The 26,941-nt window shown below is 39.0% G+C and carries 31 protein-coding genes and 4 tRNA genes; 2 read left to right on the top strand and 33 right to left on the bottom strand.

The window, feature by feature from the left end; translation table 11 throughout:
* Nucleotides 1–10 precede the first annotated feature (10 nt).
* The 22 genes from secY to rpsJ form a co-directional block, all read right to left on the bottom strand.
* On the bottom strand, nt 11–1,306 hold the full coding sequence (gene secY, locus IV36_RS07965; protein ID WP_056991616.1) for a preprotein translocase subunit SecY: 1,296 nt from the start codon (nt 1,304–1,306) through the stop codon (nt 11–13).
* On the bottom strand, nt 1,306–1,740 hold the full coding sequence (rplO, locus tag IV36_RS07960) for a 50S ribosomal protein L15 (RefSeq protein WP_056991615.1): 435 nt from the start codon (nt 1,738–1,740) through the stop codon (nt 1,306–1,308). Before rplO ends, secY begins: the two co-directional genes overlap by 1 nt.
* A 46-nt stretch (nt 1,741–1,786) precedes the next feature.
* Nucleotides 1,787–1,969, bottom strand: a complete 183-nt coding sequence (rpmD, locus tag IV36_RS07955; protein WP_056991614.1) for a 50S ribosomal protein L30 — start codon at nt 1,967–1,969, stop codon at nt 1,787–1,789.
* Between the two features lie 15 nt (nt 1,970–1,984).
* Entirely contained in the window at nt 1,985–2,485 is a 501-nt protein-coding gene (gene rpsE, locus IV36_RS07950; RefSeq protein ID WP_003689409.1) for a 30S ribosomal protein S5, read from the bottom strand.
* Nucleotides 2,486–2,506: 21 nt separating this feature from the next.
* Nucleotides 2,507–2,863: a 50S ribosomal protein L18 gene (gene rplR, locus IV36_RS07945; RefSeq protein WP_003689410.1), complete on the bottom strand. Its 357-nt coding sequence runs from the start codon at nt 2,861–2,863 to the stop codon at nt 2,507–2,509.
* Nucleotides 2,864–2,910: 47 nt separating this feature from the next.
* Nucleotides 2,911–3,447, bottom strand: coding sequence for a 50S ribosomal protein L6 (gene rplF, locus IV36_RS07940; protein WP_056991613.1), 537 nt, complete (start codon nt 3,445–3,447; stop codon nt 2,911–2,913).
* Between the two features lie 31 nt (nt 3,448–3,478).
* Entirely contained in the window at nt 3,479–3,877 is a 399-nt protein-coding gene (gene rpsH / locus IV36_RS07935) for a 30S ribosomal protein S8 (RefSeq protein WP_003689414.1), read from the bottom strand.
* Between the two features lie 28 nt (nt 3,878–3,905).
* The gene (locus tag IV36_RS07930; RefSeq protein WP_003689416.1) at nt 3,906–4,091 is read right to left on the bottom strand and encodes a type Z 30S ribosomal protein S14; all 186 of its coding nucleotides are present in this window, start codon (nt 4,089–4,091) and stop codon (nt 3,906–3,908) included.
* A 13-nt stretch (nt 4,092–4,104) separates the two neighbouring features.
* The gene (gene rplE, locus IV36_RS07925; protein ID WP_003689418.1) at nt 4,105–4,647 is read right to left on the bottom strand and encodes a 50S ribosomal protein L5; all 543 of its coding nucleotides are present in this window, start codon (nt 4,645–4,647) and stop codon (nt 4,105–4,107) included.
* A 27-nt stretch (nt 4,648–4,674) separates the two neighbouring features.
* Nucleotides 4,675–4,986 carry a 50S ribosomal protein L24 gene (gene rplX, locus IV36_RS07920; protein ID WP_003689421.1) on the bottom strand — a complete coding sequence of 104 codons (312 nt, stop codon included), beginning with the start codon at nt 4,984–4,986 and terminating at the stop codon, nt 4,675–4,677.
* Between the two features lie 33 nt (nt 4,987–5,019).
* A complete protein-coding gene (rplN, locus tag IV36_RS07915) occupies nt 5,020–5,388 on the bottom strand; it encodes a 50S ribosomal protein L14 (protein ID WP_003689422.1) in 369 nt (122 codons plus the stop codon).
* Between the two features lie 68 nt (nt 5,389–5,456).
* On the bottom strand, nt 5,457–5,723 hold the full coding sequence (gene rpsQ, locus IV36_RS07910; RefSeq protein WP_003689424.1) for a 30S ribosomal protein S17: 267 nt from the start codon (nt 5,721–5,723) through the stop codon (nt 5,457–5,459).
* A 25-nt stretch (nt 5,724–5,748) separates the two neighbouring features.
* Nucleotides 5,749–5,943, bottom strand: coding sequence for a 50S ribosomal protein L29 (rpmC, locus tag IV36_RS07905; protein ID WP_003689426.1), 195 nt, complete (start codon nt 5,941–5,943; stop codon nt 5,749–5,751).
* On the bottom strand, nt 5,933–6,367 hold the full coding sequence (gene rplP, locus IV36_RS07900) for a 50S ribosomal protein L16 (RefSeq protein ID WP_056991612.1): 435 nt from the start codon (nt 6,365–6,367) through the stop codon (nt 5,933–5,935). Before rplP ends, rpmC begins: the two co-directional genes overlap by 11 nt.
* 3 nt (nt 6,368–6,370) lie before the next feature.
* Nucleotides 6,371–7,027: a 30S ribosomal protein S3 gene (gene rpsC, locus IV36_RS07895; protein ID WP_056991611.1), complete on the bottom strand. Its 657-nt coding sequence runs from the start codon at nt 7,025–7,027 to the stop codon at nt 6,371–6,373.
* 13 nt (nt 7,028–7,040) lie between these two features.
* Complete coding sequence (gene rplV, locus IV36_RS07890) at nt 7,041–7,388, bottom strand: 50S ribosomal protein L22 (protein WP_003689433.1); 348 nt, start codon at nt 7,386–7,388, stop codon at nt 7,041–7,043.
* Between the two features lie 14 nt (nt 7,389–7,402).
* Entirely contained in the window at nt 7,403–7,684 is a 282-nt protein-coding gene (gene rpsS / locus IV36_RS07885) for a 30S ribosomal protein S19 (protein WP_003689435.1), read from the bottom strand.
* 46 nt (nt 7,685–7,730) lie between these two features.
* Nucleotides 7,731–8,561, bottom strand: a complete 831-nt coding sequence (rplB, locus tag IV36_RS07880; RefSeq protein ID WP_056991610.1) for a 50S ribosomal protein L2 — start codon at nt 8,559–8,561, stop codon at nt 7,731–7,733.
* A 25-nt stretch (nt 8,562–8,586) separates the two neighbouring features.
* Entirely contained in the window at nt 8,587–8,871 is a 285-nt protein-coding gene (gene rplW, locus IV36_RS07875) for a 50S ribosomal protein L23 (protein ID WP_056991609.1), read from the bottom strand.
* Between the two features lies 1 nt (nt 8,872).
* Nucleotides 8,873–9,496: a 50S ribosomal protein L4 gene (gene rplD, locus IV36_RS07870; protein WP_003689441.1), complete on the bottom strand. Its 624-nt coding sequence runs from the start codon at nt 9,494–9,496 to the stop codon at nt 8,873–8,875.
* Between the two features lie 23 nt (nt 9,497–9,519).
* Nucleotides 9,520–10,149, bottom strand: a complete 630-nt coding sequence (rplC, locus tag IV36_RS07865) for a 50S ribosomal protein L3 (RefSeq protein ID WP_056991608.1) — start codon at nt 10,147–10,149, stop codon at nt 9,520–9,522.
* Between the two features lie 50 nt (nt 10,150–10,199).
* Complete coding sequence (rpsJ, locus tag IV36_RS07860) at nt 10,200–10,508, bottom strand: 30S ribosomal protein S10 (RefSeq protein ID WP_003689445.1); 309 nt, start codon at nt 10,506–10,508, stop codon at nt 10,200–10,202.
* Between the two features lie 265 nt (nt 10,509–10,773).
* On the opposite strand from rpsJ, the gene IV36_RS07855 reads away from it, so the two are divergent.
* A complete protein-coding gene (locus tag IV36_RS07855) occupies nt 10,774–11,322 on the top strand; it encodes a cysteine hydrolase family protein (protein WP_056991607.1) in 549 nt (182 codons plus the stop codon).
* Nucleotides 11,323–11,430: 108 nt separating this feature from the next.
* On the opposite strand, the gene fusA is transcribed toward IV36_RS07855, so the two are convergent.
* From fusA to rpsL, 3 genes are all read right to left on the bottom strand, one after another.
* Entirely contained in the window at nt 11,431–13,524 is a 2,094-nt protein-coding gene (fusA, locus tag IV36_RS07850; protein ID WP_056991606.1) for an elongation factor G, read from the bottom strand.
* A 110-nt stretch (nt 13,525–13,634) separates the two neighbouring features.
* Nucleotides 13,635–14,105: a 30S ribosomal protein S7 gene (gene rpsG / locus IV36_RS07845; protein WP_003689451.1), complete on the bottom strand. Its 471-nt coding sequence runs from the start codon at nt 14,103–14,105 to the stop codon at nt 13,635–13,637.
* A 29-nt stretch (nt 14,106–14,134) separates the two neighbouring features.
* Nucleotides 14,135–14,548 (bottom strand): 30S ribosomal protein S12, encoded by a 414-nt coding sequence (gene rpsL / locus IV36_RS07840; protein WP_003689453.1) that lies wholly within the window; start codon nt 14,546–14,548, stop codon nt 14,135–14,137.
* A 271-nt stretch (nt 14,549–14,819) separates the two neighbouring features.
* Between rpsL and IV36_RS07835 the strand changes: the two genes are divergently transcribed.
* The gene (locus IV36_RS07835) at nt 14,820–15,506 is read left to right on the top strand and encodes a prepilin peptidase (RefSeq protein WP_056991605.1); all 687 of its coding nucleotides are present in this window, start codon (nt 14,820–14,822) and stop codon (nt 15,504–15,506) included.
* A 52-nt stretch (nt 15,507–15,558) separates the two neighbouring features.
* On the opposite strand, the gene rpoC is transcribed toward IV36_RS07835, so the two are convergent.
* The 8 genes from rpoC to IV36_RS07795 all read right to left on the bottom strand — a co-directional run bounded on the left by rpoC (nt 15,559) and on the right by IV36_RS07795 (nt 26,914).
* Complete coding sequence (gene rpoC, locus IV36_RS07830) at nt 15,559–19,227, bottom strand: DNA-directed RNA polymerase subunit beta' (protein WP_056991604.1); 3,669 nt, start codon at nt 19,225–19,227, stop codon at nt 15,559–15,561.
* 62 nt (nt 19,228–19,289) lie between these two features.
* Nucleotides 19,290–22,886 (bottom strand): DNA-directed RNA polymerase subunit beta, encoded by a 3,597-nt coding sequence (gene rpoB / locus IV36_RS07825; RefSeq protein WP_156648642.1) that lies wholly within the window; start codon nt 22,884–22,886, stop codon nt 19,290–19,292.
* Nucleotides 22,887–23,275: 389 nt separating this feature from the next.
* Nucleotides 23,276–25,741, bottom strand: a complete 2,466-nt coding sequence (locus IV36_RS07820) for an ATP-dependent Clp protease ATP-binding subunit (RefSeq protein WP_056991602.1) — start codon at nt 25,739–25,741, stop codon at nt 23,276–23,278.
* A gap of 17 nt (nt 25,742–25,758) precedes the next feature.
* Nucleotides 25,759–26,226 (bottom strand): CtsR family transcriptional regulator, encoded by a 468-nt coding sequence (locus tag IV36_RS07815; protein WP_010078206.1) that lies wholly within the window; start codon nt 26,224–26,226, stop codon nt 25,759–25,761.
* 214 nt (nt 26,227–26,440) lie between these two features.
* Nucleotides 26,441–26,514 (bottom strand) — tRNA-Pro (locus IV36_RS07810).
* A 97-nt stretch (nt 26,515–26,611) separates the two neighbouring features.
* A tRNA-Ser gene (locus IV36_RS07805) sits at nt 26,612–26,701 on the bottom strand.
* A 45-nt stretch (nt 26,702–26,746) separates the two neighbouring features.
* Nucleotides 26,747–26,820: transfer RNA gene (locus IV36_RS07800), tRNA-Ile, on the bottom strand.
* A 20-nt stretch (nt 26,821–26,840) separates the two neighbouring features.
* A tRNA-Met gene (locus IV36_RS07795) sits at nt 26,841–26,914 on the bottom strand.
* Nucleotides 26,915–26,941 lie beyond the last annotated feature (27 nt).

Here is a 26,941-nt window from a genome sequence, read left to right as displayed (position 1 = left end):
TATCACTAACTTATCTAATGAAGCCGACATACTCGCGCTTCATCATCATACCCTTTAATTGTCTGATTGATTCAAGTGCAACCCCCACAACAATCAATAAACTAGTTCCACCTAATCCTATTGATTCATCCAATCCCCAAATGTTTGAGGCAACCAATGGAATCAAAGCAACAAGTCCTAAGAAGAGTGAACCGACTGAACTTAAACGCATCAACAGACGTGAAACAAATTTCTCTGTTTCCTTGCCTGGCCAGACACTTGGAATGTAACTGCCCTGCTTTTGCAAATTCTCCGATAACTTTTCAGGGTTAACCTGAACAAAAGCATAGAAAAAAGTAAATACAACAATCAAAACAGTATAAAGAATCATTCCGCCTGTAGCTTGCATGTTGAAGATGTTAGTCATCACCTTGTACCATGTAGCTTCAGAGTAATTTTGTGTAAATGCCATCAAAATTGTCTGCGGTGTTGCAATAAAGGAACTCGCAAAGATAACTGGAATAACTCCTGCCACATTGATTTTCAAAGGCAGATATGAACTATTAGTTGCTCCTGCAAGTCGTCTAGTATATTGAATAGGAATTTTATAACTTGCTTGCTGCACATATGTAACAAAAGCAACAATCACTAAAATAGCTACCAATAATACAACAACATACAAAATGCTCTTCCACAAATCACTAGATGACGCATCAACAAATTGATCATTGTAAATCTGGTGAACGCCAGTAGGAATTCTTGCGATAATACCAGCCATGATTATCATTGAAATTCCGTTTCCAAAACCTCTATCAGTAATCATGTCACCAAGCCATGTAGTAAATAATGAACCACCCGTTAAAATAATTCCGATACTTACATATGTCTTAATTCCTGGATCTTCGACCAAATTCAAACTGCTCAGTGCATTAAACCCAGCTGTAATTCCAATTGACTGTACAAACGCCAGCACTATTGTTAAATATCTTGTAGCCTGATTAAGCTTTCTACGACCAACTTCACCTTGTTTACTCCACTCAACAAAGCGGGGAACAATATCCATCTGAAGTAGCTGAACAATAATCTGAGCAGTAATATATGGTGAAACACCCATTGCTAAAATGGAATAGTTCTCCAAACCACCACCACTGAAAGTGTTCAAGATACTAACTAACCCTGAAGACGCAACACTACTTAGAGCTTTAGCGTTGATCCCAGGGACTGTGATATATGTGCCTAAACGAAATACAATCAAGACACCTAATGTAAATAAGATTTTGTTACGGATCTCTTTTACAGCTAAGGCGTTCTTCATTGTTTTAAGCATTAAATCACCTCTGCTTGACCGCCAGCTGCTTCAATAGCTTCCTTAGCTGAAGCAGAAAACTTATTGGCTTTGACGGTTAACTTCTTAGTCAACTCACCATTACCTAGAATTTTAATTCCATTCAATTCTTTTTTAACAACACCATTCTCAACTAAGAGTACTGGTGTAACTTCTGTACCATCATCGAATTTGTTAAGCGCGTCTAAATTAACAACTGCAAATTCTTTGCGGTTGATATTTTGGAAACCACGTTTTGGCATACGACGGAACAATGGCATTTGTCCACCTTCAAAGCCCAAACGTACCTTACCACGAGCTTTTTGGCCTTTTTGACCACGTCCAGCTGTCTTACCATTACCGGATGAAGTTCCGCGACCTACGCGATTACGTACGTGACGTGAACCTTCACTTGCTTTTAACTCATGCAATTCCATCAGGTTGGCACCTCCTTAATTATTAATTATAACATGTCATAAACGATTACTCAGCAACTGAAACATCAACCAAATGATTGATTTTCGCAACAGCACCACGTGTTGAAGCATTGTCAGGAAGAACAACTGAACTGTTGACACGACCTAAACCAAGTGCTTTAACGATATCACGCTGCTTTTGAGGACGCCCAATGACACTACGAACCAAAGTAACTTTTAAATTAGCCATAATATTGAGCCTCCTTTATTCTGCTAAGTGTTGTGCTGAAACACCACGAAGTGCGGCAACTTCTTCAGCACTCTTCATTTTTGCTAAACCATCCATTGTTGCACGAACAACATTGATTGGTGTACTTGAACCAAGTGACTTACTTGTTACATCGGCAACACCAGACAATTCCATAACGGCACGGACAGCACCACCAGCAGCAACACCAGAACCAGCTATAGCCGGTTTCAACATGATACGGCTACCACTATATTCACCAAGAACTTCATGAGGAAGCGTATCATTAACCATTGGGACTGTGATAAGGTTCTTACGAGCATCATCAACAGCTTTACGGATAGCATCAGGAACTTCTTGTGCCTTACCTGTACCAAAGCCAACATGGCCATTGTGGTCTCCAACGATAACTAAGGCAGCAAAACGTAAGCGACGTCCACCTTTAACAACTTTTGTGATACGGTTAATCGCAACAACGCGATCTTCTAAATCTAATTGAGCTGGATCGATAAAAGTCATAAATTAGTTTCCCTCCCTTTCCTAAAAGTCTAATCCATTTTCACGAGCAGCAGTTGCAAGTGCTTCAACACGTCCGTGATATAAATATCCGCCACGGTCAAAAACAACTTCCTTGATACCTTTTTCAACAGCACGTTTTGCAACAACTTCACCAACTGAAGTTGCTTGTTCTGTCTTAGAGTCACCACTGACTTCACTATCTAACGTAGAGGCACTAACTAGCGTCACACCCGCTACGTCATCAATTACTTGAGCGTAGATGTTTTTGTTTGAACGATAAACATTTAAGCGTGGGCACTTAGCTGTACCAGAGATCTTACCACGGACACGCAGATGACGCTTTTGACGTGTCTTATTCTTATCTGGTTTTGAAATCACAATTTTCACCTCTTAATTTAATTTGTATCTTTTTTCAGTTAAACTGATTACTTACCAGTCTTACCTTCCTTACGACGAACAATTTCACCCTTGTAACGAATTCCCTTGCCCTTATAAGGTTCTGGAGCACGTGTCAAACGAATCTTTGCCGCAAAATCTCCAACTGCTTCTTTTGAAATACCAGAAACAATTATTGAAGTTGCAGAAGGTGCTTCAATGCTAATGCCATTTTCAGCAACAAACTCTACTGGATGAGAATAACCAACATTCAATACGAGCGTATTACCCTTCATTTGTGCACGGTAACCAACACCTTGAAGTTCCAATTCCTTCTTGAAACCTTTGCTAACACCTAATATCATGTTGTGAAATACAGCTCTTGTTGTCCCGTGTAATGCTTTTGTCTTGCTATCATTGCTTGAACGATCAAACTTAACAACATTACCTTCGATTTCCATTGAAATCTTGTCAGAGAATTCACGAGTTAATTCACCTTTAGGTCCCTTAACAGTTACGATGTCTCCATCACGATTGACCTCAATACCAGCAGGTACAGTAACTTCTTTATAACCAATACGACTCACGGTAGTGACACCTCCTTACTTTCGAAAATTTCTACCAAACGTATGCTAATACTTCGCCGCCAATTTTCTTTGCGCGGGCGTCTTTATCTGTCATAACCCCTTCTGAGGTTGAAAGAATAGCGATTCCCAAGCCGTTTAGAACCTTAGGAACAGCATCTGCTTTAACATATGAACGTAAACCGGGTTTTGAAATACGCTTAATCCCAGTAATTACACGTTCGTTATCCTTACTAAATTTCAAGAATACACGGATGATTCCTTGTTTGTCATCATCAATATATTCAACATTGCGAACGAAACCTTCATTTTTGAGGATTTCTGCAATATCGTGCTTAATTTTTGAAGCAGGTACTTCAAGAGATTCGTGCTTTGCCATGTTTGCATTGCGAACACGTGTCAAGAAGTCTGCGATTGGATCAGTCATGACCATTAAATTTGCCCTCCTTTACTTTATTGGATTACCAGCTAGCCTTTTTCATCCCAGGAATTTGACCTTTGTGGGCAAGATCTCTCAGGCAAACACGGCATAACTTAAACTTACGATAAACTGAATGTGGACGACCACAACGTTCACAGCGTGTATATTCTTGCGTAGAGAACTTAGCTTCGCGTTTGTTCTTTGCAATTTGCGACTTCTTTGCCAATGTGAAACCCCCTTTATTTAGCGAATGGCATTCCTAGTTGCGACAATAATTCTTTTGATTCTTCATCTGAATTTGCGGTTGTAACAATAACGATATCCATACCACGAACTTTGTTAACATCATCAAAATCAATTTCAGGGAAAATTAGTTGTTCACGGATACCCAGTGTGTAGTTACCACGGCCATCAAAGGCACGCTTGCTAACACCATGAAAATCACGAACACGAGGTAGTGAAACAGATACTAATTTATCCAAGAAATCATACATACGCTCGCCACGTAATGTAACTTTAGTTCCGATAGGCATACCTTCACGTAAACGGAAACCAGCGATTGATTTCTTTGCCTTTGTAATAACAGGTTTTTGACCTGCAATCAAAGTCAATTCTTCAACTGCTTCATCCAAGTTCTTAGCGTTGCTAACTGCATCACCAACACCCATGTTGATAACGATTTTATCAACTTTAGGAGCTTGCATGATTGAAGTATAATTGAATTTTTCCATTATTGATGGAACTATTTCTTTATCATATTTTTCTTTTAAACGATTAACCATGAAGAAAGTAATCCTCCTTTCCTATTTCTACTTATCTAAGGATTCACCAGTTTTTTTAGAAACTCGAACTTTTTTACCATCAACAACTTTTACACTTATACGAGTTGTCTCATTGTTTGATGGATCAAGCAACATAACGTTGGAAACATGAATAGGTGCTTCAACCTCAACAATTCCACCGTTAGGATTTGCGTTGCTTGGTTTTTGGTGCTTTTTAATAATATTTACACCCTTAACGATTACACGGTCTTTACTAGGAAAAACTTTTTCAATAATGCCTTCTTTACCTTTGTCCTTACCAGCAATTACCTTAACTTTATCATTCTTTTTTACGAACATTTTATTTCGCACCTCCTTGCCAACATCGGTTTATTACAGTACTTCAGGTGCTAAGGAAACGATCTTCATAAAGCTTCCATCACGTAATTCACGTGCAACTGGCCCAAAGATACGTGTACCTTTTGGTGATTTGTCATCACCAATAATAACTGCTGCATTTTCATCAAATTTGATGTAAGAACCATCTGCACGGTGTGTTCCGAACTTTGTTCGAACGACAACAGCCTTAACAACATCACCTTTTTTGACAACGCCACCTGGTGTTGCCTGTTTAACAGTAGCAACAATCGTGTCACCAATATTTGCTGTACGGACGCGTGAACCACCTAAAACCTTAATTACAAGGATTTCACGTGCACCAGAGTTATCAGCAACTTTTAAACGACTTTCTTGTTGGATCACGGTATGTGACCTCCTTTCGTTAACGAATCAGAATACGAATCAAAGTACATTTAAATCCAGAATATACTCTAGATAATAACTGCCTTTTCAACGATCTCAACTAAACGGAATCTCTTTGTTGCTGACAACGGACGAGTTTCCATAATCTTTACGATGTCTCCCACTTTTGCTTCGTTATTTTCATCATGTGCCTTATACTTTTTGGAGTACTTAACACGCTTGTTATAGACTTTATGGTTCTTGTAAGTTTCAATAACAACAGCAATCGTTTTATCCATTTTGTCCGAAACAACACGTCCCTGATAGACTTTACGTTGGTTACGATCTTCAGTCATACTTTAGTTTCCTCCTCTTCGTATTCTATTTGTTCAATTCTTGTTGACGTAATGCCGTTTTTATACGCGCAATCGTCTTGCGAACTTCTTTTAAGCGAGCAGTATTTTCCAATTGACCGGTAGCTAATTGGAAGCGCAAGTTAAATAATTCCTCTTTGAATTGCTTTTCTTTATCGAGCATTTCAGCAGTGGTTAATTCATTAATTTCTTTAGCCTTCATTTGATTCGCCACCTACTTCCTCACGTTTTACAAACTTAGTTTTCAATGGGAGCTTGTGGGAAGCTAAACGCAATGCTTCACGAGCAACTTCTTCTGGAACATCGGCAATTTCAAAAATAATCTTACCGCGTTTTACTGGAGATACCCAACCTTCAGGAGCACCTTTCCCAGAACCCATACGAACACCAATAGCTTTAGCAGTGTATGATTTATGAGGGAAAATCTTAATCCAAACTTTCCCACCACGTTTCATGTAACGTGTCATTGCAACACGAGCAGCTTCAATCTGGCGGTTTGTAATCCAATGTGAATCAACAGCTTGTAAGCCGTATTCTCCAAAAGCAACAGTCTTGCCACCCTTTGCTTCGCCACGCATCTTGCCACGGAATTCGCGGCGATGCTTTGTACGTTTTGGTACTAACATAGGTTATTTCCCTCCTTTACTATTATCTTTCTTAGCAGGTAAAACTTCCCCACGGTAAATCCAAACTTTAACGCCTAATTTACCATAAGTTGTGATTGCTTCTACCCAAGCATAATCGATATCAGCGCGAAGTGTATGCAATGGAACTGTACCTTCTGAAAAATGTTCTACACGTGACATATCTGCCCCGTTCAAACGTCCAGCAACCTGTACCTTAATCCCCTTTGCTCCAGAACGCATTGTACGCTGAATACCTTGCTTCATAGCACGACGAAATGCAACACGATTTTCCAATTGTACTGCAATATTTTCGCCAACTAATTGAGCATCTAAATCAGGTTTCTTAATCTCAACAATGTTGATATGAACTCTCTTACCTGTTAATTCATTTAATTCCTTACGAAGCTTTTCAACTTCTGCTCCACCTTTACCGATAACCATACCTGGTTTTGCAGTATGGATTGAAACATTAACGCGCTTTGCAGCACGTTCAATTTCAACGGTAGAGACAGATGCATCGGCTAATTTCTTTTGAATGTATTCACGGATGTGTAAATCTTCATGTAAATTGTCAGCAAAATCTTTTTCTGCATACCATTTTGCATCCCAATCACGAATGATTCCTACACGTAATCCCGTTGGATTTACTTTTTGACCCACGCATTATCCCTCCTTATTTTACAGATACAACTACAGTAACATGACTAGTACGTTTGTTGATTGGAGAAGCAGAACCCTTTGCGCGAGGACGGAAACGTTTTAAGGTTGGTCCTTCGTTAACAAAAGCTTCACTTACTATTAAATCTTCAACATCTAAGTCAAAATTATTTTCTGCATTTGCAATTGCTGATTTTAATACTTTTTCAATGATTAGAGAGCCAGCTCTTGGTGTGAACTTTAAAATCCCTAATGCTTCAGCTACGCTTTTGCCACGTATGAGATCGATCACTAGACGTGCTTTACGTGCAGGGATTCGAACTGTTTTGGCAGTTGCTTTTGCTGATGTAACTTGTTCAGCCATTTTATTACCCTCCCTTACTTAACAACTGTTTTTTTGTCGCCACTACCATGACCACGGAATGTACGTGTTGGTACAAATTCACCCAACTTGTGGCCAACCATATCTTCTTGAATATAAACTGGGACATGCTTGCGACCATCGTACACAGCGATTGTATAACCAATGAAACTTGGGAAAATTGTTGAACGACGTGACCATGTCTTAATTACAGATTTCTTTTCTTGATCTGCTTGAGCTTCGATTTTCTTCATCAAATGAGCATCAGCAAATGGTCCTTTTTTCAAACTACGACTCAATGTGAATCCTCCTTTCGGATCATCTAATCCTTAAGCAGCCTTTTGGCTACTTGTTACGTTTACGTACGATAAATTTGTCAGATTGTGCCTTCTTAGAACGTGTCTTGTAACCCATCGTTTTCTGTCCCCATGGTGACATAGGACTTGGACGACCGATAGGAGCTTTACCTTCACCACCACCATGTGGGTGATCGTTAGGGTTCATTACAGAACCACGAACTGTAGGACGTTTGCCAGCCCAACGTGAACGACCAGCTTTACCGATTTTAATAAGTTCATGTTGTTCATTACCAACTGCACCAATTGTAGCACGGCAAGTTGAAAGAACCATGCGAACTTCACCTGAAGTCAAACGAACTAAAGCATATTTGCCTTCCTTACCAAGTAACTGTGCTGATGCTCCAGCTGAACGAACCAATTGACCACCTTTTCCAGGCTTAAGTTCGATATTATGAATAATTGTACCAACAGGGGTATCTGCTAATGTCAAAGTGTTACCTACCTTGATATCTGCTTCCTTTCCTGATTGAACAACTTGACCCACTTCAAGGCCTTTAGGAGCAAGGATATATGATTTAACACCATCAGCATAAACAAGTAATGCAATGTTTGCTGAACGGTTTGGATCATATTCGATTGCTTTAACTGTTGCAGGTACATCATCTTTAATGCGTTTAAAGTCAATTAAACGATATTGACGCTTGTGACCACCACCACGGTGACGGACAGTAATACGGCCATAACTGTTACGACCAGCTGTCTTGCTTTGTGATTCAAGCAATGATTTTTCTGGAGTTGTCTTTGTAATTTCAGAAAAATCTGAACCAGTCATATTACGACGCCCGTTAGAGGTTGGTTTAAATTTTTTGATCCCCACGTGTATTCCCTCCTATTACAAATTTTTATTCTTCAAATAATTTGATTTCTTTTGAATCTGCGCTCAAAGTAACGATTGCTTTTCTACGTTTTTTTGTGTAGCCAGCATAACGACCCATACGCTTTAATTTACCTTTAACGTTCATGATGTTAACTTTAACAACCTTAACGCCAAAAATTTCTTCAACAGCTTTCTTAACTTCAATCTTAGTTGCGCGTGTGTCAACATCAAATGTATAACGCTTTGCATCCAAGCCTTCAGTTGAAGCTTCTGTAACAACTGGTTTTAAGATAATTTTACGTGCTTCCATTTTATGCAAGAACCTCCTCTACTTGAGAAAGAGCTTCTTGAGTCATGACTAACTTGTCGCTGTTAATAACGTCTAATACATTAACGCCTTTAGCACTAACGACCGTAACATTTGGTAAGTTACGAGCTGAAAGAGCAGCTAAGTCATTGCCATCTTCAAGAACTACTAAAACTTTTGTCTTAACATCTAAGCTATTCAAAACTTCTGCGAAAGCTTTTGTTTTTGGTTGATCAAAACTTAATTTGTCAACAATCAGCAAGCTTTCATTCAATACCTTTTGTGAAAGTACTGACTTGATTGCTAAACGGCGAACCTTCTTTGGAAGTTTGTAGCTATATGAGCGTGGTGTTGGTCCAAAGACTGTTCCACCACCAACCCATTGTGGTGAACGGATAGAGCCCTGACGAGCACGACCGGTTCCTTTTTGACGCCATGGTTTCTTACCACCACCAGAAACATCACTTCTGTTCTTAACAGCATGTGTTCCTTGGCGTAATGATGCACGTTGCATAATAACTGCATCAAAGACGACATTATCGTTTGGTTCGATACCAAAAATGTTTTCGTTTAATTCAACTTCACCATTTTTGCTACCATCTTGTTTGAATAATGTAACTTTTGGCATTTAATTATCCTCCCTTCCTCTAGTTATTTTTCTTTAACTGTACCAAAGACAGTAACCAATGATTTGTTAGCACCTGGTACATTACCTTTGATTAAAAGTACGTTATTTTCTACATCAGCTTTTACAATTTCAAGGTTCTTGATCGTAACACGATCTCCACCCATACGACCTGGAAGAAGTTTACCTTTGAATACGCGGTTGATAATTACACCCATTGAACCAGGACGACGATGGTAACGAGAACCGTGAGCCATTGGTCCACGTGATTGTCCCCAACGCTTGATATTACCTTGGAAGCCATGGCCCTTTGATGTACCTGTGACATTAACGATGTCGCCTGTTTCAAAGAGATCTGCCTTAACTTCATCTCCGACTTTGTAATCTCCAAGCTCAACATCTCTAATTTCACGAATGAAGCGCTTAGGAGCAGTTTTTGCTTTTGCTGCATGACCTTTAGCAGGTTTGTTTGACAAGACTTCACGTAAATCATCAAAGCCCAATTGCACAGCTTCGTAACCATCATTTTCGACAGTCTTGATTTGCATTACAACGTTAGCACCAACTTCAACAACAGTTACAGGAACTAATTCGCCGTTATCAGTGAAAACTTGTGTCATCCCTACTTTTTTTCCTAAGATTCCTTTAGTGGTCATGAGTACACCTCCAATTAATTTATTTTACTATTGCTTTAGTAATTACTGAATTATAATTTGATTTCAATATCAACGCCACTAGGTAGATCCAATTTCATCAATGAATCAACTGTTTTAGGTGTTGGATTAACAATATCAATCAAACGCTTATGTGTGCGCATTTCGAATTGCTCACGTGAATCCTTGTACTTATGTGGTGAACGGATAACCGTGTAAAGTGTACGTTCCGTTGGTAGCGGAATAGGACCTGCGATTGTTGCACCAGTTCTCTTTGCTGTTTCGACGATCTTATCAGCAGACTGATCTAAAATGCGATGTTCGTATGCCTTTAAGCGAATACGAATTTTTTGTTTTGCCATTGTGTTCCCTCCTTCGTCTATTTTAAAAACAAGACTAGCTCCGTCGAAATTCCCAACCACCCCATGGCAAAGCTCCCGGGTGTGTCGCAACCTTCAACATCATAGCTCAAACTTCTTTTTAATGCGCGCACTTATCCCTTGGACAAGTACCTTTCTATAATACCTTGGATACACCTTCAAAGCAAGAGATTTTTCAATTTAATTTGCTTTTTTTTCAAAATATGCTTATCCTTTTTGTAAACACTTCTGAAAGGAATCGATCTCAATGAAAAAAGCCCTCTTAATAATCGACTACACAAATGATTTTGTTGATGATAAAGGTGCACTAACCTGTGGTGCCCCCGGACAAGCAATTGATACTGAAATTGCAAAACTAGCAGATATTTTTTTAGTAAACCATGACTATATAATTTTCCCGACGGATCTGCACAAAAAAAATGACCCTTACCATCCTGAAACAAAACTTTTTCCCCCGCATAATCTTGCAAATACTTGGGGACGTGAATTGTTTGGCAGTGTTGGTACATGGTTTGATCTACACAAAAATAACGATGAAGTTTACTTCTATGATAAGAACAGATACTCTTCATTCGCAAACACTAATCTCGAAAACTTCCTGCGTACACATCAAATTGAAGAACTTTATCTCACCGGTGTTTGTACCGACATTTGTGTTCTCCATACTGCAATTGACGCATATAACAAGAATTTTAAAATTACAATTCCCCAAAACGCGGTAGCTAGCTTTAATCAGATCGGACACGAATGGGCGCTTGATCACTTTAAAAACAGTCTTGGGGCAACCATTATTTGATGACCGCCAATTGGCACTGTTCATTGTTTAAAATCCACTAGAAAGAATACCTACTATATAAGAAAAGAACCAAGGCAAAAATTAGCTTTTGTCTTGGTTCTTTTTTAATTATTCGGCATTACCGCCGTTTTTCTTGATAATTTCTTCTTGAATACTCTTTGGAACTGGTTCGTAATGATCCATTGTCATTGTGAATGTTCCACGTCCCTGTGTAGCTGAACGTAATGTTGTAGCGTAACCAAACATTTCAGCAAGTGGCACAAAAGCCTTAACAACTTGTGCATTTCCACGAGCTTCCATACCTTCAACACGACCACGACGAGCATTAACATGCCCCATAACATCACCTAAGTAATCTTCAGGAGCAACAATTTCAACACGCATGATTGGTTCAAGAATTACAGCACCGGCACTCTTAGAAGCATTGCGCAATGCCAATGATGCAGCTACCTTAAATGCAGCTTCACTAGAATCGACATCATGATAACTACCATCATATAACTTAGCCTTAACATCGATCAATGGATATCCTGCAAGGACACCATTCTTCATTGATTCACGCAAGCCTTGTTCTACTGAAGGAATATATTCACGAGGAACAACCCCACCAACGATAGCATTTTCAAATTCGAAACCTTTACCTTCTTCGTTTGGTGTAAATTCAACCCAAACATCACCGTATTGACCTTTACCACCAGACTGGCGAACAAATTTACCTTGTGCAGATACTTGTTTAGTAAATGTTTCACGGTAAGCAACTTGAGGAGCACCAACTTTAGCTTCAACTTTGAATTCTCGTTTCATACGATCAACGATAATATCCAAATGAAGTTCACCCATTCCGGCGATTAATGTTTCACCAGTCTCAGGGTTAGTTTCAGCTTTGAAAGTTGGATCTTCTTCGGCAAGCTTTTGCAAAGCAACATCCATCTTATCTTGATCAGCCTTTGTATTGGGTTCGATTGATACTTGGATAACTGGATCAGGGAATTCCATTGATTCGAGAATTAATGGATGCTTGATATCAGTTAAGGAATCACCAGTTGTTGTATCTTTCAAACCGATTGCAGCAGCAATATCACCAGAGAACACTTCAGCAATTTCCTTACGATGATTTGAATGCATTTGCAACAAACGACCAACACGTTCACGTTTGTCCTTTGTGGCATTCAATACATAAGAACCAGCCTCAAGTGTTCCAGCATATACACGGAAGAAAGTTAAACGCCCAACGAATGGGTCTGTAGCAATCTTAAATGCTAAACCGGCGAATGGCTTATCATCACCAGCAACTAATTCAACTTCTTCATCTGTTTCTGGATCAGTAGCCTTATATGGCTTAACATCCAAAGGTGATGGCAAGTAATCATTAACTGCATCGAGCATCATCTGAACACCCTTGTTTTTGAAAGCTGAACCAGCTAAAACAGGGAATAACTCTAAGTTTAATGTTGCCTTACGGATAGCTGCTTTTAATTCAGCCACAGAGATTTCTTCACCTTCAAGATATTTTTCCATAATACCTTCATCAACATCTGCAATTGCTTCAATCATTGCATCTCTGCGTTTTTGTGCTTCTTCTTTATAATCATCAGGAATATCGACTGTATCCCATTTTGAACCGAGCTCATCTTCATCATAGATATCGGCCTTCATTTCAAGCAAGTCAATAACACCTTGAAATTCATCCTCAGCACCTATTGGCATTTGGATAGCTACGGCATTGGCTTGAAGACGATCTTTGATTGTACTTACAGAGTAGTCAAAGTTCGCACCAATTTTATCCATTTTGTTAGCAAAAACAATTCGGGGAACAGCATATGTTGTGGCTTGACGCCAAACATTTTCTGTTTGTGGTTCAACACCTGACTGTGCATCAAGAACAACTACAGCACCATCGAGAACACGCAATGAACGTTCAACTTCGACTGTAAAATCAACGTGTCCTGGGGTATCAATGATATTAATACGATGATCTTTCCATTGAGCAGTTGTAGCAGCAGATGTAATTGTAATACCACGCTCTTGTTCTTGCTCCATCCAGTCCATTTGTGATGCCCCTTCATGGGTTTCACCAATTTTATGGATTTTACCAGTATAATACAAGATGCGTTCTGTCGTTGTCGTTTTACCAGCATCGATATGAGCAACGATCCCGATATTACGTGTCTTTTCTAACGGAAATTCACGTTTGTTAGCCATTTGAGAGATTTCTCCTTCCAAATCTAATTAAGATTATGAACATTTTAAATAATTTCAAAAAAATGACTACTATAGGATTACTGAAATCATATAATAGCCATTTTCCAAAATTACCAGCGATAATGTGCAAATGCACGGTTCGCATCTGCCATTTTATGTGTATCTTCACGTTTCTTAACAGATGCACCAGTATTATTGGCAGCATCAATAATTTCTTTTGCCAAGCGTTCTGGCATAGTATGTTCACCACGTAAGCGAGAATAGTTAACCAACCATCTCAAACCTAATGTAGTACGACGATCTGGACGAACTTCAATAGGAACCTGATAGTTAGAACCACCAACACGGCGAGCCTTAACCTCAAGTACAGGCATGATGTTCTTCATTGCTTCTTCAAACACTTCCAATGGTTCGTTGCCTGTTTCTTCTTTAATTGAATCAAAAGCTTCGTATAAAATTCTTGAAGCTGTCCCACGTTTGCCATCAACCATCAGACGATTAATCAAACGAGTAACCAATTTAGATTTGTAAATTGGATCTGGGAATACTTCACGTTTTGTAACAGCACCTTTTCTTGGCATCTAAATAACCTCCTTAAACCGATCTATTATTATTTCTTAGGTCTCTTAGTACCATACTTCGAGCGACTTTGCTTACGGTCAGTAACACCGGCTGTATCCAAAGCACCACGAACGATATGGTAACGAACACCAGGAAGATCCTTTACACGACCTCCACGAATCAAAACAACACTATGTTCTTGTAAGTTATGACCGATACCTGGAATGTACGCTGTAACTTCAATCAAGTTGGACAAACGAACACGAGCATACTTACGTAAAGCTGAGTTAGGCTTCTTAGGTGTCATTGTACCAACACGAGTTGCAACCCCACGTTTTTGAGGAGCAGGATTGTTTGTTTGAACTTTCTTATAACTGTTATACCCAAAGTTTAAAGCTGGGGAATCAGATTTTGAACCTTTAGATTTACGACCTTTACGAATTAATTGATTAATTGTTGGCATCTAAAGCTTCCTCCTTCCTAAATTTACATTTTTTAAGTACACACATCCAGGTGGTTCATTATTTTGCAAAAAAATAAAAAAGAACCCGAATGAAACGATGTATGCTAACGTAACACAGTCAGCATGTCCCGACAACGAGAGAAACTGTCCACATAAAGCACCTTGAGTATAATAACATCTTGCTTGGTTACCTGTCAATGTTTTTTAAATATTTTCCATTTTTATTTTGAGTGCGTAATTACATTGAAATAGACAAAAGGTGGTCTTCTAAATGTATGATGTCTTAATTTTCTTACTAGGTTCAGTTTTAAGTTCTTTCATTGTGTGCTACAGCTGGAGATACGTCAATAATATATCTCAATTGCAACGACGCTCTTTTTGTGAGCATTGCCACCATCCCCTAAAAGCTTGGCAGTTAATTCCCATTCTTGGTTTCTTTTTGCAGAAAGGGCGCTGCTTTTTTTGCACCTCGAGAATTTCACCGCTGAGCACAATTATAGAACTCTTGGGAGGAAGCCTTGCAGTGTTTTGCTATTCAAATTATTCTCGTCCCTACTTTTTTGTTTTATTTTCCTTTATTATGTGGAGCCTTTGCCTTGGACTTCAAGACTATAAATTATATGCAGCTTCAAGCAATATTTTATATCTAGGCTTTTTGATATTCTCAGCATTAAATATTATATTTTTTGAATTCTCGTTCTCCTATTTCTTTCAATTTTCTTTGTTGTTGAGCGTACTTGTTTATTTCTCAATCAAAAAAATGTTTGGCTGGGCCGATGTACTCTATATAATTACCTCCTATTTTACAATTGGTTATCAATATACTTTGTATTTATTGCTTATCGCTTCAACACTTTGCATTCTATTTTTCTTAGTCACTCATTTAAAAAAAGTTCCCTTTTTACCATTTCAGGCTCTTTCTCTCATTATTATTATTGTTGTTGCTCATCCGTTGTAATCGAAGACACAAAAAAAACTGCGATAAAAATTCGCAGTTTTTTTGTGTTTAATTAGTCATTCGAAGTGGAGCCTTGTGCAGCAGCTTCTTCTTCCTTCATTTTCTTCTCTAAATCAGAAATAGAATAGACATTTTCAGAAACAGTTCCAACTTCTTTTGGCTTGATCCCACGGTAGTCAGGCATACCTGTACCAGCAGGAATAATCTTACCAATGATAACATTTTCCTTCAAACCAATGAGTGGGTCATTCTTACCACGAATTGCAGCATCCGTTAAGACACGTGTAGTTTCCTGGAACGAAGCAGCCGACAAGAAACTATTTGTTTCAAGGGAAGCTTTCGTAATCCAAAGCAATACTGGTCTTGCAGTAGCCGGAATTCCACCTTGGATAAGAGTTTTGTAATTTTGGTCTTTGAAATCGAAAATATCCATCAATGTACCTGGTAAAAGCTCTGTATCCCCTGGATCCATCACTCTAACTTTACGTAACATCTGACGAGACATAACTTCAATATGCTTATCGGAGATTTCCACCCCTTGCATACGGTAAACCTTTTGGACTTCTCTTAGAATATAGTTTTCAGTTGATAAGACATCGCGCACCTGAATAAGTTGTTTAGGATCAATCGACCCAACAGTTAGCGCATCTCCACGATGAATCTTATCTCCTTCAGCAACTTTTAATACTGAAGTGAATGGTAGACTGTAAGTTCTTGTATCAGTTTCACCCTTAACAGTGACTTCCTTTGTACGCTCAGCAGGATTTTCTTCAATGGCCTCAACAACACCTGTAACTTCAGTAATCTCAGCACGACCTTTAGGGTTACGTGCCTCAAAAATTTCTTGAACACGAGGAAGTCCTTGCGTAATATCATCTCCAGCAACACCACCGGTATGGAAAGTACGCATCGTAAGCTGAGTACCTGGTTCACCAATTGATTGAGCAGCAACGGTTCCGACTGCTTCACCAACTTCAACTTCATCGCCAGTAGCCATATTACGACCATAACAGTGTTCACATACCCCATGACGAGTATTACATGTAAATGCAGAGCGAATTGTAACCATTTCAACACCGGCGTTGATGATCTTAGTTGCTATCTCTTCGTCCATCATAACATTTGCAGGTACAATAACTTCACCCGTCTTAGGATCCTTAACTTCCTTCATTGTGTAACGGCCTAAAATACGATCATATAATGGTTCAACCAATTCATTACCTTCACGAATTGCTGTTACATCAAGCCCACGATCAGTTCCACAATCTTTTTCACGAATAATTACATCTTGTGCAACATCAACCAAACGACGTGTAAGATAACCAGAATCAGCAGTCTTAAGAGCCGTATCAGTCATACCTTTACGGGCACCGTGAGTAGAAATAAACATTTCCATAACAGACAAACCTTCACGGAAGTTTGCAATGATTGGTAATTCCATTGTCTTACCGTTAGGAGCAGCCATCAAGCCACGCATCCCAGCAAGCTGCGTAAAGTTTGAAATATTACCACGTGCTCCAGAATCCGACATCATTTGAATTGGGTTCTTAGGATTCATGTTCTGAATAAGTTTTTCTTGAATCTGGTCCTTTGCATCATTCCAGATTGCAATTACTCTTTCGTAACGTTCATCTTCGGTAATCAAACCACGACGGAACTGTTTTGCAACATTTGCAACTTCTTTATGAGCCTTGTCAATGATTGCAGGCTTTTCTTTCAAGTCAGTAACATCGGAAATACCAACGGTCAATCCGGACTTAGTAGACTCATAATATCCAGTGTCCTTCATTCTATCAAGCAGCTTAGATGTTTCAGTAACTTTAAACTTCTTGTAAACTTCGGCAACAATATCACTCAAGAAACCTGCTTTAAATGGCAAAATCAATTCGTGATCAGCAAGATATTGATGAATATCAGCACCCGGTTCGAGGAAGAACTTATCAGGTGTTTTCCCTGTAAGGTTTTCTTCTGTTGGTTCATTCAAGTATGGAAACTCTGGTGGGAGAATCTCATTAAAGATTGCTTTACCAACGGTTGTAACCATAACACGGTCTTTTTGCCAATCACTGAATGGCTTGCCCAATTTAGCAAGGGAAGCAGTCTGCAAACCAATTCGTGTGTGTAAATGGACATAGTTATTCAAGTATGCCGTACGTGCCTCATTGACATCTTTGAAAACCATTCCTTCGCCTTCTCGGCCTGCTTCTTCAACTGTCATGTAATAGTTACCAATAACCATATCCTGTGATGGAGTAACAATTGGTTTACCATCTTTAGGAGCCAAAATATGATGAGCGGCAAGCATCAGCAAGCGTGCCTCAGCTTGTGCTTCTGCAGACAACGGAACATGAATAGCCATCTGATCTCCATCAAAATCGGCATTGTACGCCTCACAAGCTAATGGGTGCAAGCGCATAGCCTTCCCATTTACTAAGGTTGGCTCAAAAGCTTGGATACCCAAACGGTGAAGTGTAGGTGCACGGTTTAAAAGAACAGGATGTTCCTTAATAACATCTTCCAATACATCCCAAATGTCTTCATCTCGACGATCAAGTTTTCGTTTAGCGTTCTTGATATTAGAAGCCATCTCACGCTGAACAAGTTCTTTCATCATGAAAGGTTTAAACAATTCGAGTGCCATTTCATGAGGAATTCCCATTTGATTCATTTTGAGCTTAGGCCCAACATCAATAACAGAACGTCCAGAATAATCAACACGCTTACCAAGTAAGTTTTGACGGAAACGTCCTTGCTTACCTTTAAGCATATGTGACAATGACTTCAATGGTCGATTACCAGGTCCAGTTACAGGACGTCCTCGGCGACCATTGTCAATCAGTGCATCAACAGCTTCTTGTAACATGCGTTTTTCATTTTGAACGATAATTCCGGGTGCATTCAAATCGAGCAAGCGTTTCAAACGATTATTACGGTTAATTACACGACGATACAGATCATTTAAGTCTGAAGTTGCAAAACGTCCACCTTCGAGCTGTACCATCGGGCGAAGATCTGGTGGGATAACAGGAATTGCATCCATTACCATCCAGCTAGGTTCATTTCCTGATTGTAGGAATGCTTCAAGAATATCAAGACGACGAACTGCACGTGTTCTCTTTTGCCCAGTTGCTTCTTTTAATTCTTCTTTTAACTCTGCACATTCCTTTTCAAGTTCGACATCTTGTAACAAGGTACGAATTGCTTCCGCACCCATTCCGGCCTTGAATTCATGCCCATATTGTTCACGTTTTTCACGAAATTCTCGTTCTGTTAAAAGTTGCTTTTTCTCAAGTGGTGTGTTCCCTGGTTCTGTAACAACATATGAGGCAAAGTAAATAACTTCCTCAAGTGCACGTGGACTCATGTCAAGCACTAGACCCATGCGGCTAGGGATTCCTTTAAAATACCAGATATGTGTAACTGGGGCTGCAAGTTCAATATGTCCCATACGTTCACGGCGGACTTTAGAGCGTGTAACCTCAACACCACAACGATCACAAACGATTCCCTTATAACGAATACGTTTGTATTTACCACATGCACATTCCCAATCTTTTGTTGGTCCAAAAATTCTTTCGTCAAACAAACCGTCTTTTTCTGGTTTAAGAGTACGATAGTTTATTGTTTCTGGTTTCTTCACTTCACCATAAGACCAACTACGGATCTTATCTGAAGAAGCCAAACCAATCTGCATACTATCGAATTTATTGACATCGATCAAGAGACCGACCTCCTTTTCTTATTTGGATGATTAGAGTAGCTGACTAGCTGATTTTGTAGCAACTAGTTCTCAGTTCTAGATTCAGTCTTTTCCACATTGACTTCTTCTTTTTGTTCTTTCTTTTCAGCTTGTTCTTTCGCTACCTTACTTAAAGCATCGACATTAACAACTTCATCGTCTTCGTCATCCATATCACGTAATTCAATCTCATTCTTAGCTGCATCCAAGACTTTCATGTCAAGTCCTAATGATTGCAACTCTTTTACAAGTACACGGAATGATTCAGGAACACCTGGTTTTGGAATTGGTTCACCTTTGACAATTGCCTCATAAGTCTTAACACGTCCAACAACATCATCAGACTTATACGTCAAAATTTCCTGTAAAGTATATGCGGCACCATATGCTTCAAGTGCCCATACTTCCATTTCACCAAAACGCTGTCCACCAAACTGTGCTTTACCACCAAGTGGCTGTTGTGTAACAAGTGAGTATGGTCCAATTGAACGAGCATGGATCTTATCGTCAACCATATGTGCAAGTTTCATGTAATACATAACACCGACAGCAATTCGGTTATCAAATGCATCACCTGTACGACCGTCATAAAGAACTGTTTTCCCATCAGTTGACATGCCGGCTTCCTTTAAAGCATCCCAGATATCACTATCACGAGCACCATCAAAAACTGGTGAAGCAACATGTATACCAAGTTTGCGAGCTGCCATACCCAAGTGAAGATCAAGAACCTGTCCAATATTCATACGAGATGGCACACCCATCGGGCTAAGCATAATATCAATTGGAGTTCCATCAGGCATAAATGGCATATCCTCTTCAGGAATAACGATTGAAACTGTTCCTTTATTACCATGACGTCCAGCCATCTTGTCACCAACTTGAATCTTACGTTTTTGTGCAATATAAACACGAACCATCATATTAACACCAGGAGACAATTCATCACCAGCTTCACGTGTAAAGATTTTTACATCTTGCACGATTCCGCCGCCACCATGAGGTACACGCAATGAAGTATCACGAACTTCACGAGCTTTTTCACCAAAGATTGCATGCAACAGACGTTCTTCAGCAGATAATTCTGTCACACCTTTAGGGGTAACCTTACCAACTAAAATATCACCATCATGAACCTCGGCACCAATGCGCACAATTCCAAATTCATCAAGATCACGTAATGTATCTTCACCAACGTTAGGAATCTCACGAGTCATTTCTTCAGGCCCAAGCTTTGTATCACGAGCTTCTGATTCATGCTCTTCAATATGAATCGATGTGTATACATCTTCTTTAACCAAGCGTTCATTAATAGCAATCGCATCTTCGAAGTTATAACCATCCCAGGTCATGAAGGCAATCAATGGATTTTGTCCTAATGCTAACTCTCCACCTTCCATTGATGGACCATCGGCCAGAACCTCATCATAGTCAACATGGTCTCCCACGCGAACAATTGGTCTTTGGTTATAGTTCTTACCACCATTAGAACGACGGAATTTCATTAATTTGTATTTATCAAGCGAACCATCAGCACGACGAACACGGATTTCACGTGCATCTACATATTCAACGGTACCTTCACTCTTACTAATTAAAGCTACCCCTGAGTCATGTGCAGTCTTATATTCAATACCTGTTCCAACAAGTGGAGCATGTGGATCAAGCAAAGGCACAGCTTGACGCTGCATGTTGGCACCCATCAACGCACGGTTAGAATCATCATTTTCCAAGAATGGAATACATGCCGTCGCAACCGCAACAACTTGTTTAGGTGAAACATCCATGTAATCGACTTTATCAACAGTTGTTTCAATATTTTCACTCTTGCTACGAGCCATAACAACATTGTCAACAAATGAACCATCTTCATTTAATGGTGAGTTGGCTTGTGCAATAACATAATTATCTTCTTCATCAGCAGTCAAATAATCGATCTTATCCGTAACCATATGTGTTGTCCATGAAACACGACGGTACGGAGTTTCAATAAAGCCATAACGGTTTACTCGAGCATATGAGGAAAGACTGTTAATCAAACCAATATTAGGCCCTTCAGGTGTTTCAATCGGGCACATCCGGCCATAATGAGTATAATGAACGTCTCGAACTTCATACCCAGCACGATCACGAGTCAAACCACCAGGTCCTAAGGCAGATAAACGACGCTTATGTGTTAATTCACCAAGTGGATTGGTCTGGTCCATAAATTGTGAAAGTTGTGAACTACCGAAGAATTCCTTGATGGAAGCAACTACAGGACGAATGTTAATTAATTGTTGTGGTGTCACAGTTGATGTATCTTGAATCGACATTCTTTCACGAACAACACGTTCCATACGTGAAAGACCAATTCTAAATTGATTTTGTAATAATTCACCAACTGAGCGGATACGACGATTACCCAAATGATCGATATCATCAACAAACCCAATTCCTTCTTGTAAATTAAAGAAATAGTTCATTGAAGCGATAATATCAGCAGGTAAAATGTGTTTAAACTTCAAATCAATGTTTCCATTACCAATCATGTTTACAACTTTTTCTGGATCCTTTGGAGAGTAAACCTTAATGATTTGAAGTGTCATAGGGTCAGTAACAACCCCTTCATCTGATGGATGGAAAACAACAGTCTTGAAATCATTCTTTTCAAGGTATGGTGTCAATTTCTCCATAACATGCTTATCCAGTACAGTATCCTTGTTAACGATAATTTCCCCTGTTTCAGGGTCTGCTAACGTTTCAGCAAGTGTTAAATTAAGCAATCTAGTCTTTAAATCAAGTTTCTTATTAATCTTGTAGCGACCAACAGGAGCTAAATCATAACGTTTTGGATCAAAAAAGCGTGCAGTTAACAAACTACGTGAACTGTCAGCAGTTTTAGGCTCCCCTGGACGTAGTCTTTCATAAATATCTTTCAATGATTCGACAACACGTGAATCATCTGCATTTTTGTGAACATCTTTTTCAAGAGTCAGCATCAGGCTATCAGAGCTACCAAGAATTTGGATAATCTCATCGTCTGAACTATACCCAAGAGCGCGAACTAATTCAGTTAAAGGAATCTTACGTGTACGGTCAATACGAACGTATGCAATATTTTTTGCATCCGTTTCATACTCTAACCATGCACCTCGATTAGGGATTACCGTTGTACCGTAATTCTCACGCCCATTTTTGTCCAATTCAGAGTTATAATACACTCCTGGTGAACGTACTAACTGAGAAACAATTACACGTTCAGCACCATTGATGATAAACGTACCCTGTTCAGTCATTAACGGAAAATCACCAAAGAAAACATCTTGTGCCTTGATTTCACCGGTTTCATGGTTAATCAAGTTAAGTGTTACATGGAGTGGAGCTGAATAATTTGCATCATGTTGTCTTGCTTCTTCTACAGTGTACTTAGGTTCAAGCAACTGATAGTCGACAAATTCAAGCGATAAGTTACCCGCAAAATCCTCAATTGGCATAATATCTTCAAACATTTCGCGAAGACCTTCATCCAAAAACCACTTGTAGGAGTCGCTTTGAATCTCAATCAAGTTAGGCAAGTCAAGTACTTCCTTGATTCGAGCATAACTTCTACGTGTACGGTGTTTACCGTATTTTACTATATGTCCTGCCAAGTTGTTCACCTCTCAAAATTTTTCTGTGACAGCCAACAAATATTACATTTGTGTTACAAATTGCTAAAAAAACATTTTTTTGGCAAAAAAAAACCAAAAACAGGTCACATCGTAAAACGAATTAACACTATTTTTGCTTCTATAAGGGGATCCTATGGACAATAGATCACAGTCTCCCCATTTCACAGTTTTGCAATTACTTATATTAACAATAAAATTTTATTATGTCAAGAATAAGACTAACGGAAGTCAAAGTTACTTCAGCTAATCCCATAACAATATAAACTAAAGCATAATAATAGAGAAACCATCACAAAACAATTGCTTTGCAATGGCTCCTCTACAATTAATTGGCTACATAATAAACAAATTTTAAATCATCTGCCTTAGGAACGACATCACTGTTTTGTTAATTCTTTTTTATTTTCATTTTCAGTAACAGTGATATTGATTTTACCCTTAGATGCTCCGATCGTTACCTTGCTTCCTACCCTAACTTGTCCAGTAATCAATAACTCACTCAATTTATCTTCAACTTCGGTCTGTAAAGCCCTTCTAATTGGTCTTGCACCATATTCAGGATCAAAACCATTTTTCGTGATTACATCAACAGCAGCAGGCGTGATTTTAATCGAAACATTCTGCGCCCTTACGCGATCCAGCAATTCATTTGCCATGAGTTTAACAATTTTATGCAGTTCCTCTTTTTTAAGTGAATGGAAAATGATTGTTTCGTCAATTCTATTAAGAAATTCAGGCCTAAATGTTTTCTTCAAGACTTCATTAATCTTAGCCGACATCTTAGTGAAATCATTTGCCGAGTCAGTACTGCCAAAACCAACTTCCTTTTCATCCCTAAGTGCAGTTGCACCAAGGTTTGATGTCATTATGATGATTGTATTCTTGAAATCAACTTTTCTGCCCTTTGAATCTGATAGATATCCATCATCTAAAACCTGTAACAGAATATTAAACACATCCGGATGAGCTTTCTCAACTTCATCAAAAAGAATAACTGAATACGGATGCTGTCTTACTTTCTCAGTTAGTTGGCCGCCTTCCTCATAGCCAACATATCCTGGTGGTGAACCGATAAGACGACTGGTTGCATATTTCTCCATGTATTCACTCATGTCTATACGAATCATGGAATCCTCTGAACCGAAAATCACTTCTGCAAGGCTCTTAGCAAGTTCCGTCTTTCCAACACCTGTAGGACCAAGGAACATAAATGAACCAATTGGGCGATTTGGATCCTTCAACCCACTTCTTGCACGTCTAATAGCACGAGAAACAGCCGAAACAGCTTCATCTTGCCCAATAACACGCTTGTGCAAGACCTTTTCAAGATCAATTAAGCGGTTCGTTTCCTTCTTTTGCATCTGTGTAACCGGTACACCAGTCCATTCAGAAACAATTTTTGCGATATCTTCAGCCTCGACACTCAAAGCATATCCAGAATGCTTTTCATTAGACTCTGATAGTCTCTCAACCTGTTTCTTGATTTTTAATTCTTTTTCCCTAATTTCAGCAGCTCCAGCGAAGTTTGCTGAACCCAATGCTGCAACTTTTTGTTCCGCTAGGTCCTTTAGTGCATTCCTCTTTTCAGCAATTTTATTTATTCCATTGCTATTTTCAATTCGTACACGTGCAGCAGCTTCATCCATTAAATCAATTGCCTTATCCGGTAAAAAGCGGTCTGAAATATAACGTACACTTAATTGCACAGCACTCTCAACTGCCTCATCTGTTATCTCAACTTGGTGGTGCTCTTCATAACGAGAACGCAAGCCTTTAAGAATTGCAACTGTATCCTCACTTGAAGGTTCCTCTACCATTACCTTAGCAAAACGACGTTCAAGTGCAGAATCAGACTCAATATACTTTTGAAACTCATCAAGTGTCGTTGCTCCAACAACTTGAACTTCTCCTCTAGCCAATGCAGGTTTCAAAATATTTGAAGCATCAATTGCCCCTTCTGCACCACCAGCACCAATCAAGGTATGCAATTCATCGATAAACAAGATAACATTGCCATCTGCATAAATCTCATCAATTATTTTCTTAACGCGATCTTCAAATTCACCACGATATTTGGTCCCAGCTACTAACGATCCCATATCAAGCATCATTACCCGCTTATTCTGCAATGAGTCAGGAACATCTCCAGCGATAATTGCTTCTGCAAGTCCTTCTGCTACCGCAGTTTTACCAACTCCAGGCTCACCAAGTAGAACAGGATTATTTTTTGTTCTTCGACTTAAAACTTGGATCAATCGCTTAACTTCTTTTTCACGCCCAATTACTGGATCTATTTTCTTATTTTGAGCCAAATCAGTTAAATCTCGCGCCAAAGAATTAAGTGTTGGTGTTCCATTTGCCTTAGTTGACTTTTTCTCATACTTTTTCATCTGGGCTTCACTCAAACCCAATTTATGGACTATTGACTGGTACATTCTCCTTGTATCGACATTAAGTGCCTGTAAAATACGTGAAGAAAGAATATCGTTATTTCTCAAAAGAGCAAGTAGAAGATGCTCAGTCCCGATTTTTTGTGCATTGGTTCTCTTAGCCTCATCGCCAGCCAATGCAAGTATTTCTTTTGCCCTAGGAGAATATGGAAGATAACCGATTTTATCAGTTTTTTTCAACGTCCCATATCCAGCGATTCGTTCAATTTCTTCTCTAACATCCGTTTCAGTAATTATAAATTGTTTTAAAACTTTTGCTGCTATACCATGTTCTTCGAGGGTCAAAGCAAGTAATAAATGTTCAGTTCCAATTGCTTGATGGCGAAAATATTTAGCTTGTTCCTGTGCCAAAACTAAGACTTTTTTCGCGCTTGGTGTAAATAAATTATCCATATATAACCCCTCACTTTCTAGTCGTCGTATCTTAAGCGATTCAATATGCTGATTAAAATTCTTGCCCTAACGATCTTTTCAATCTGTCTATTCTCAAAGGCAAGAGTCCGCTTATCAATACTAGAAATAATCAAATTAGATTCCCTTCTTGTAAGCATTCCTTCTTGATATAAACTTTGAATGATTTGAAATGCCTTATTAAAGTCAATTTCATCCCCTACCATATTAATCAAATCGTCTATAACATCCGAATCATCTAATAAATTTACTTTAACAATTCTGATATAGCCACCTCCACCACGCTTGCTTTTCACGACATATCCATTCTGAATTGTAAACCTAGTATTGATAACATAATTGATCTGTGATGGTACACAATTGAAAAGCTCAGCTATTTCGGAACGCTTGATTTCAATCTGTTGCGAATCAGCTAAAATACTTTTTAGATATTTTTCAATAATATCTGAAATATTTTGACTTTGCATGCAATCATCCTTTTTAATTTGACTAATATTGACTTTTATTATACGGAAAAAAATCACAATTGCAAAGTTAATGACATACTTCCAAACTATTTTATCTTTGTTACAGATTAAACCACAAAAAAATTTTTTATCAACCTAAATATTAAAAAAAACAAAGAACACAAAAAAAGTTATGGCAGAATTCCATAACTTTATTGTCTATTATGTCCTCAAGTCGGGAAAACAAGATTTGAACTTGCGACCCCTACGTCCCGAACGTAGTGCTCTACCAAACTGAGCTACTTCCCGATTAACAAATCCAAAGAAATAAGTCCATCAACTCTCAANACCTTCGGGTTATGAGCCCGACGAGCTACCAGACTGCTCCATCCCGCGATATTAAAAAAGGAGGATAAGAGATTCGAACTCTTGCGTGGTTTTACCCACCTGACGGTTTTCAAGACCGTTCCCTTCAGCCAGACTTGGGTAATCCTCCATATAAAATTTAAAAAATCCAATATACAAAAAACTTTTAGCACAATGGACCTTGTAGGACTCGAACCTACGACCGGACGGTTATGAGCCGTCTGCTCTAACCAACTGAGCTAAAGGTCCAAGTTCTATAACATTGCATATCGCGGTGAAGGGGATCGAACCCCTGACCTCCCGGGTATGAACCGGACGCTCTAGCCAGCTGAGCTACGCCGCGATTAAGACAAACAAAACTATCTATCTT

The sequence above is a fragment of the Liquorilactobacillus mali genome (assembly GCF_001437155.1).
GTDB classification, from domain to species: Bacteria; Bacillota; Bacilli; order Lactobacillales; family Lactobacillaceae; genus Liquorilactobacillus; species Liquorilactobacillus mali_A.
The sequence above is the reverse complement of the archived record's forward strand: the minus strand, read 5'-3'. Positions and strand labels throughout refer to the sequence as shown.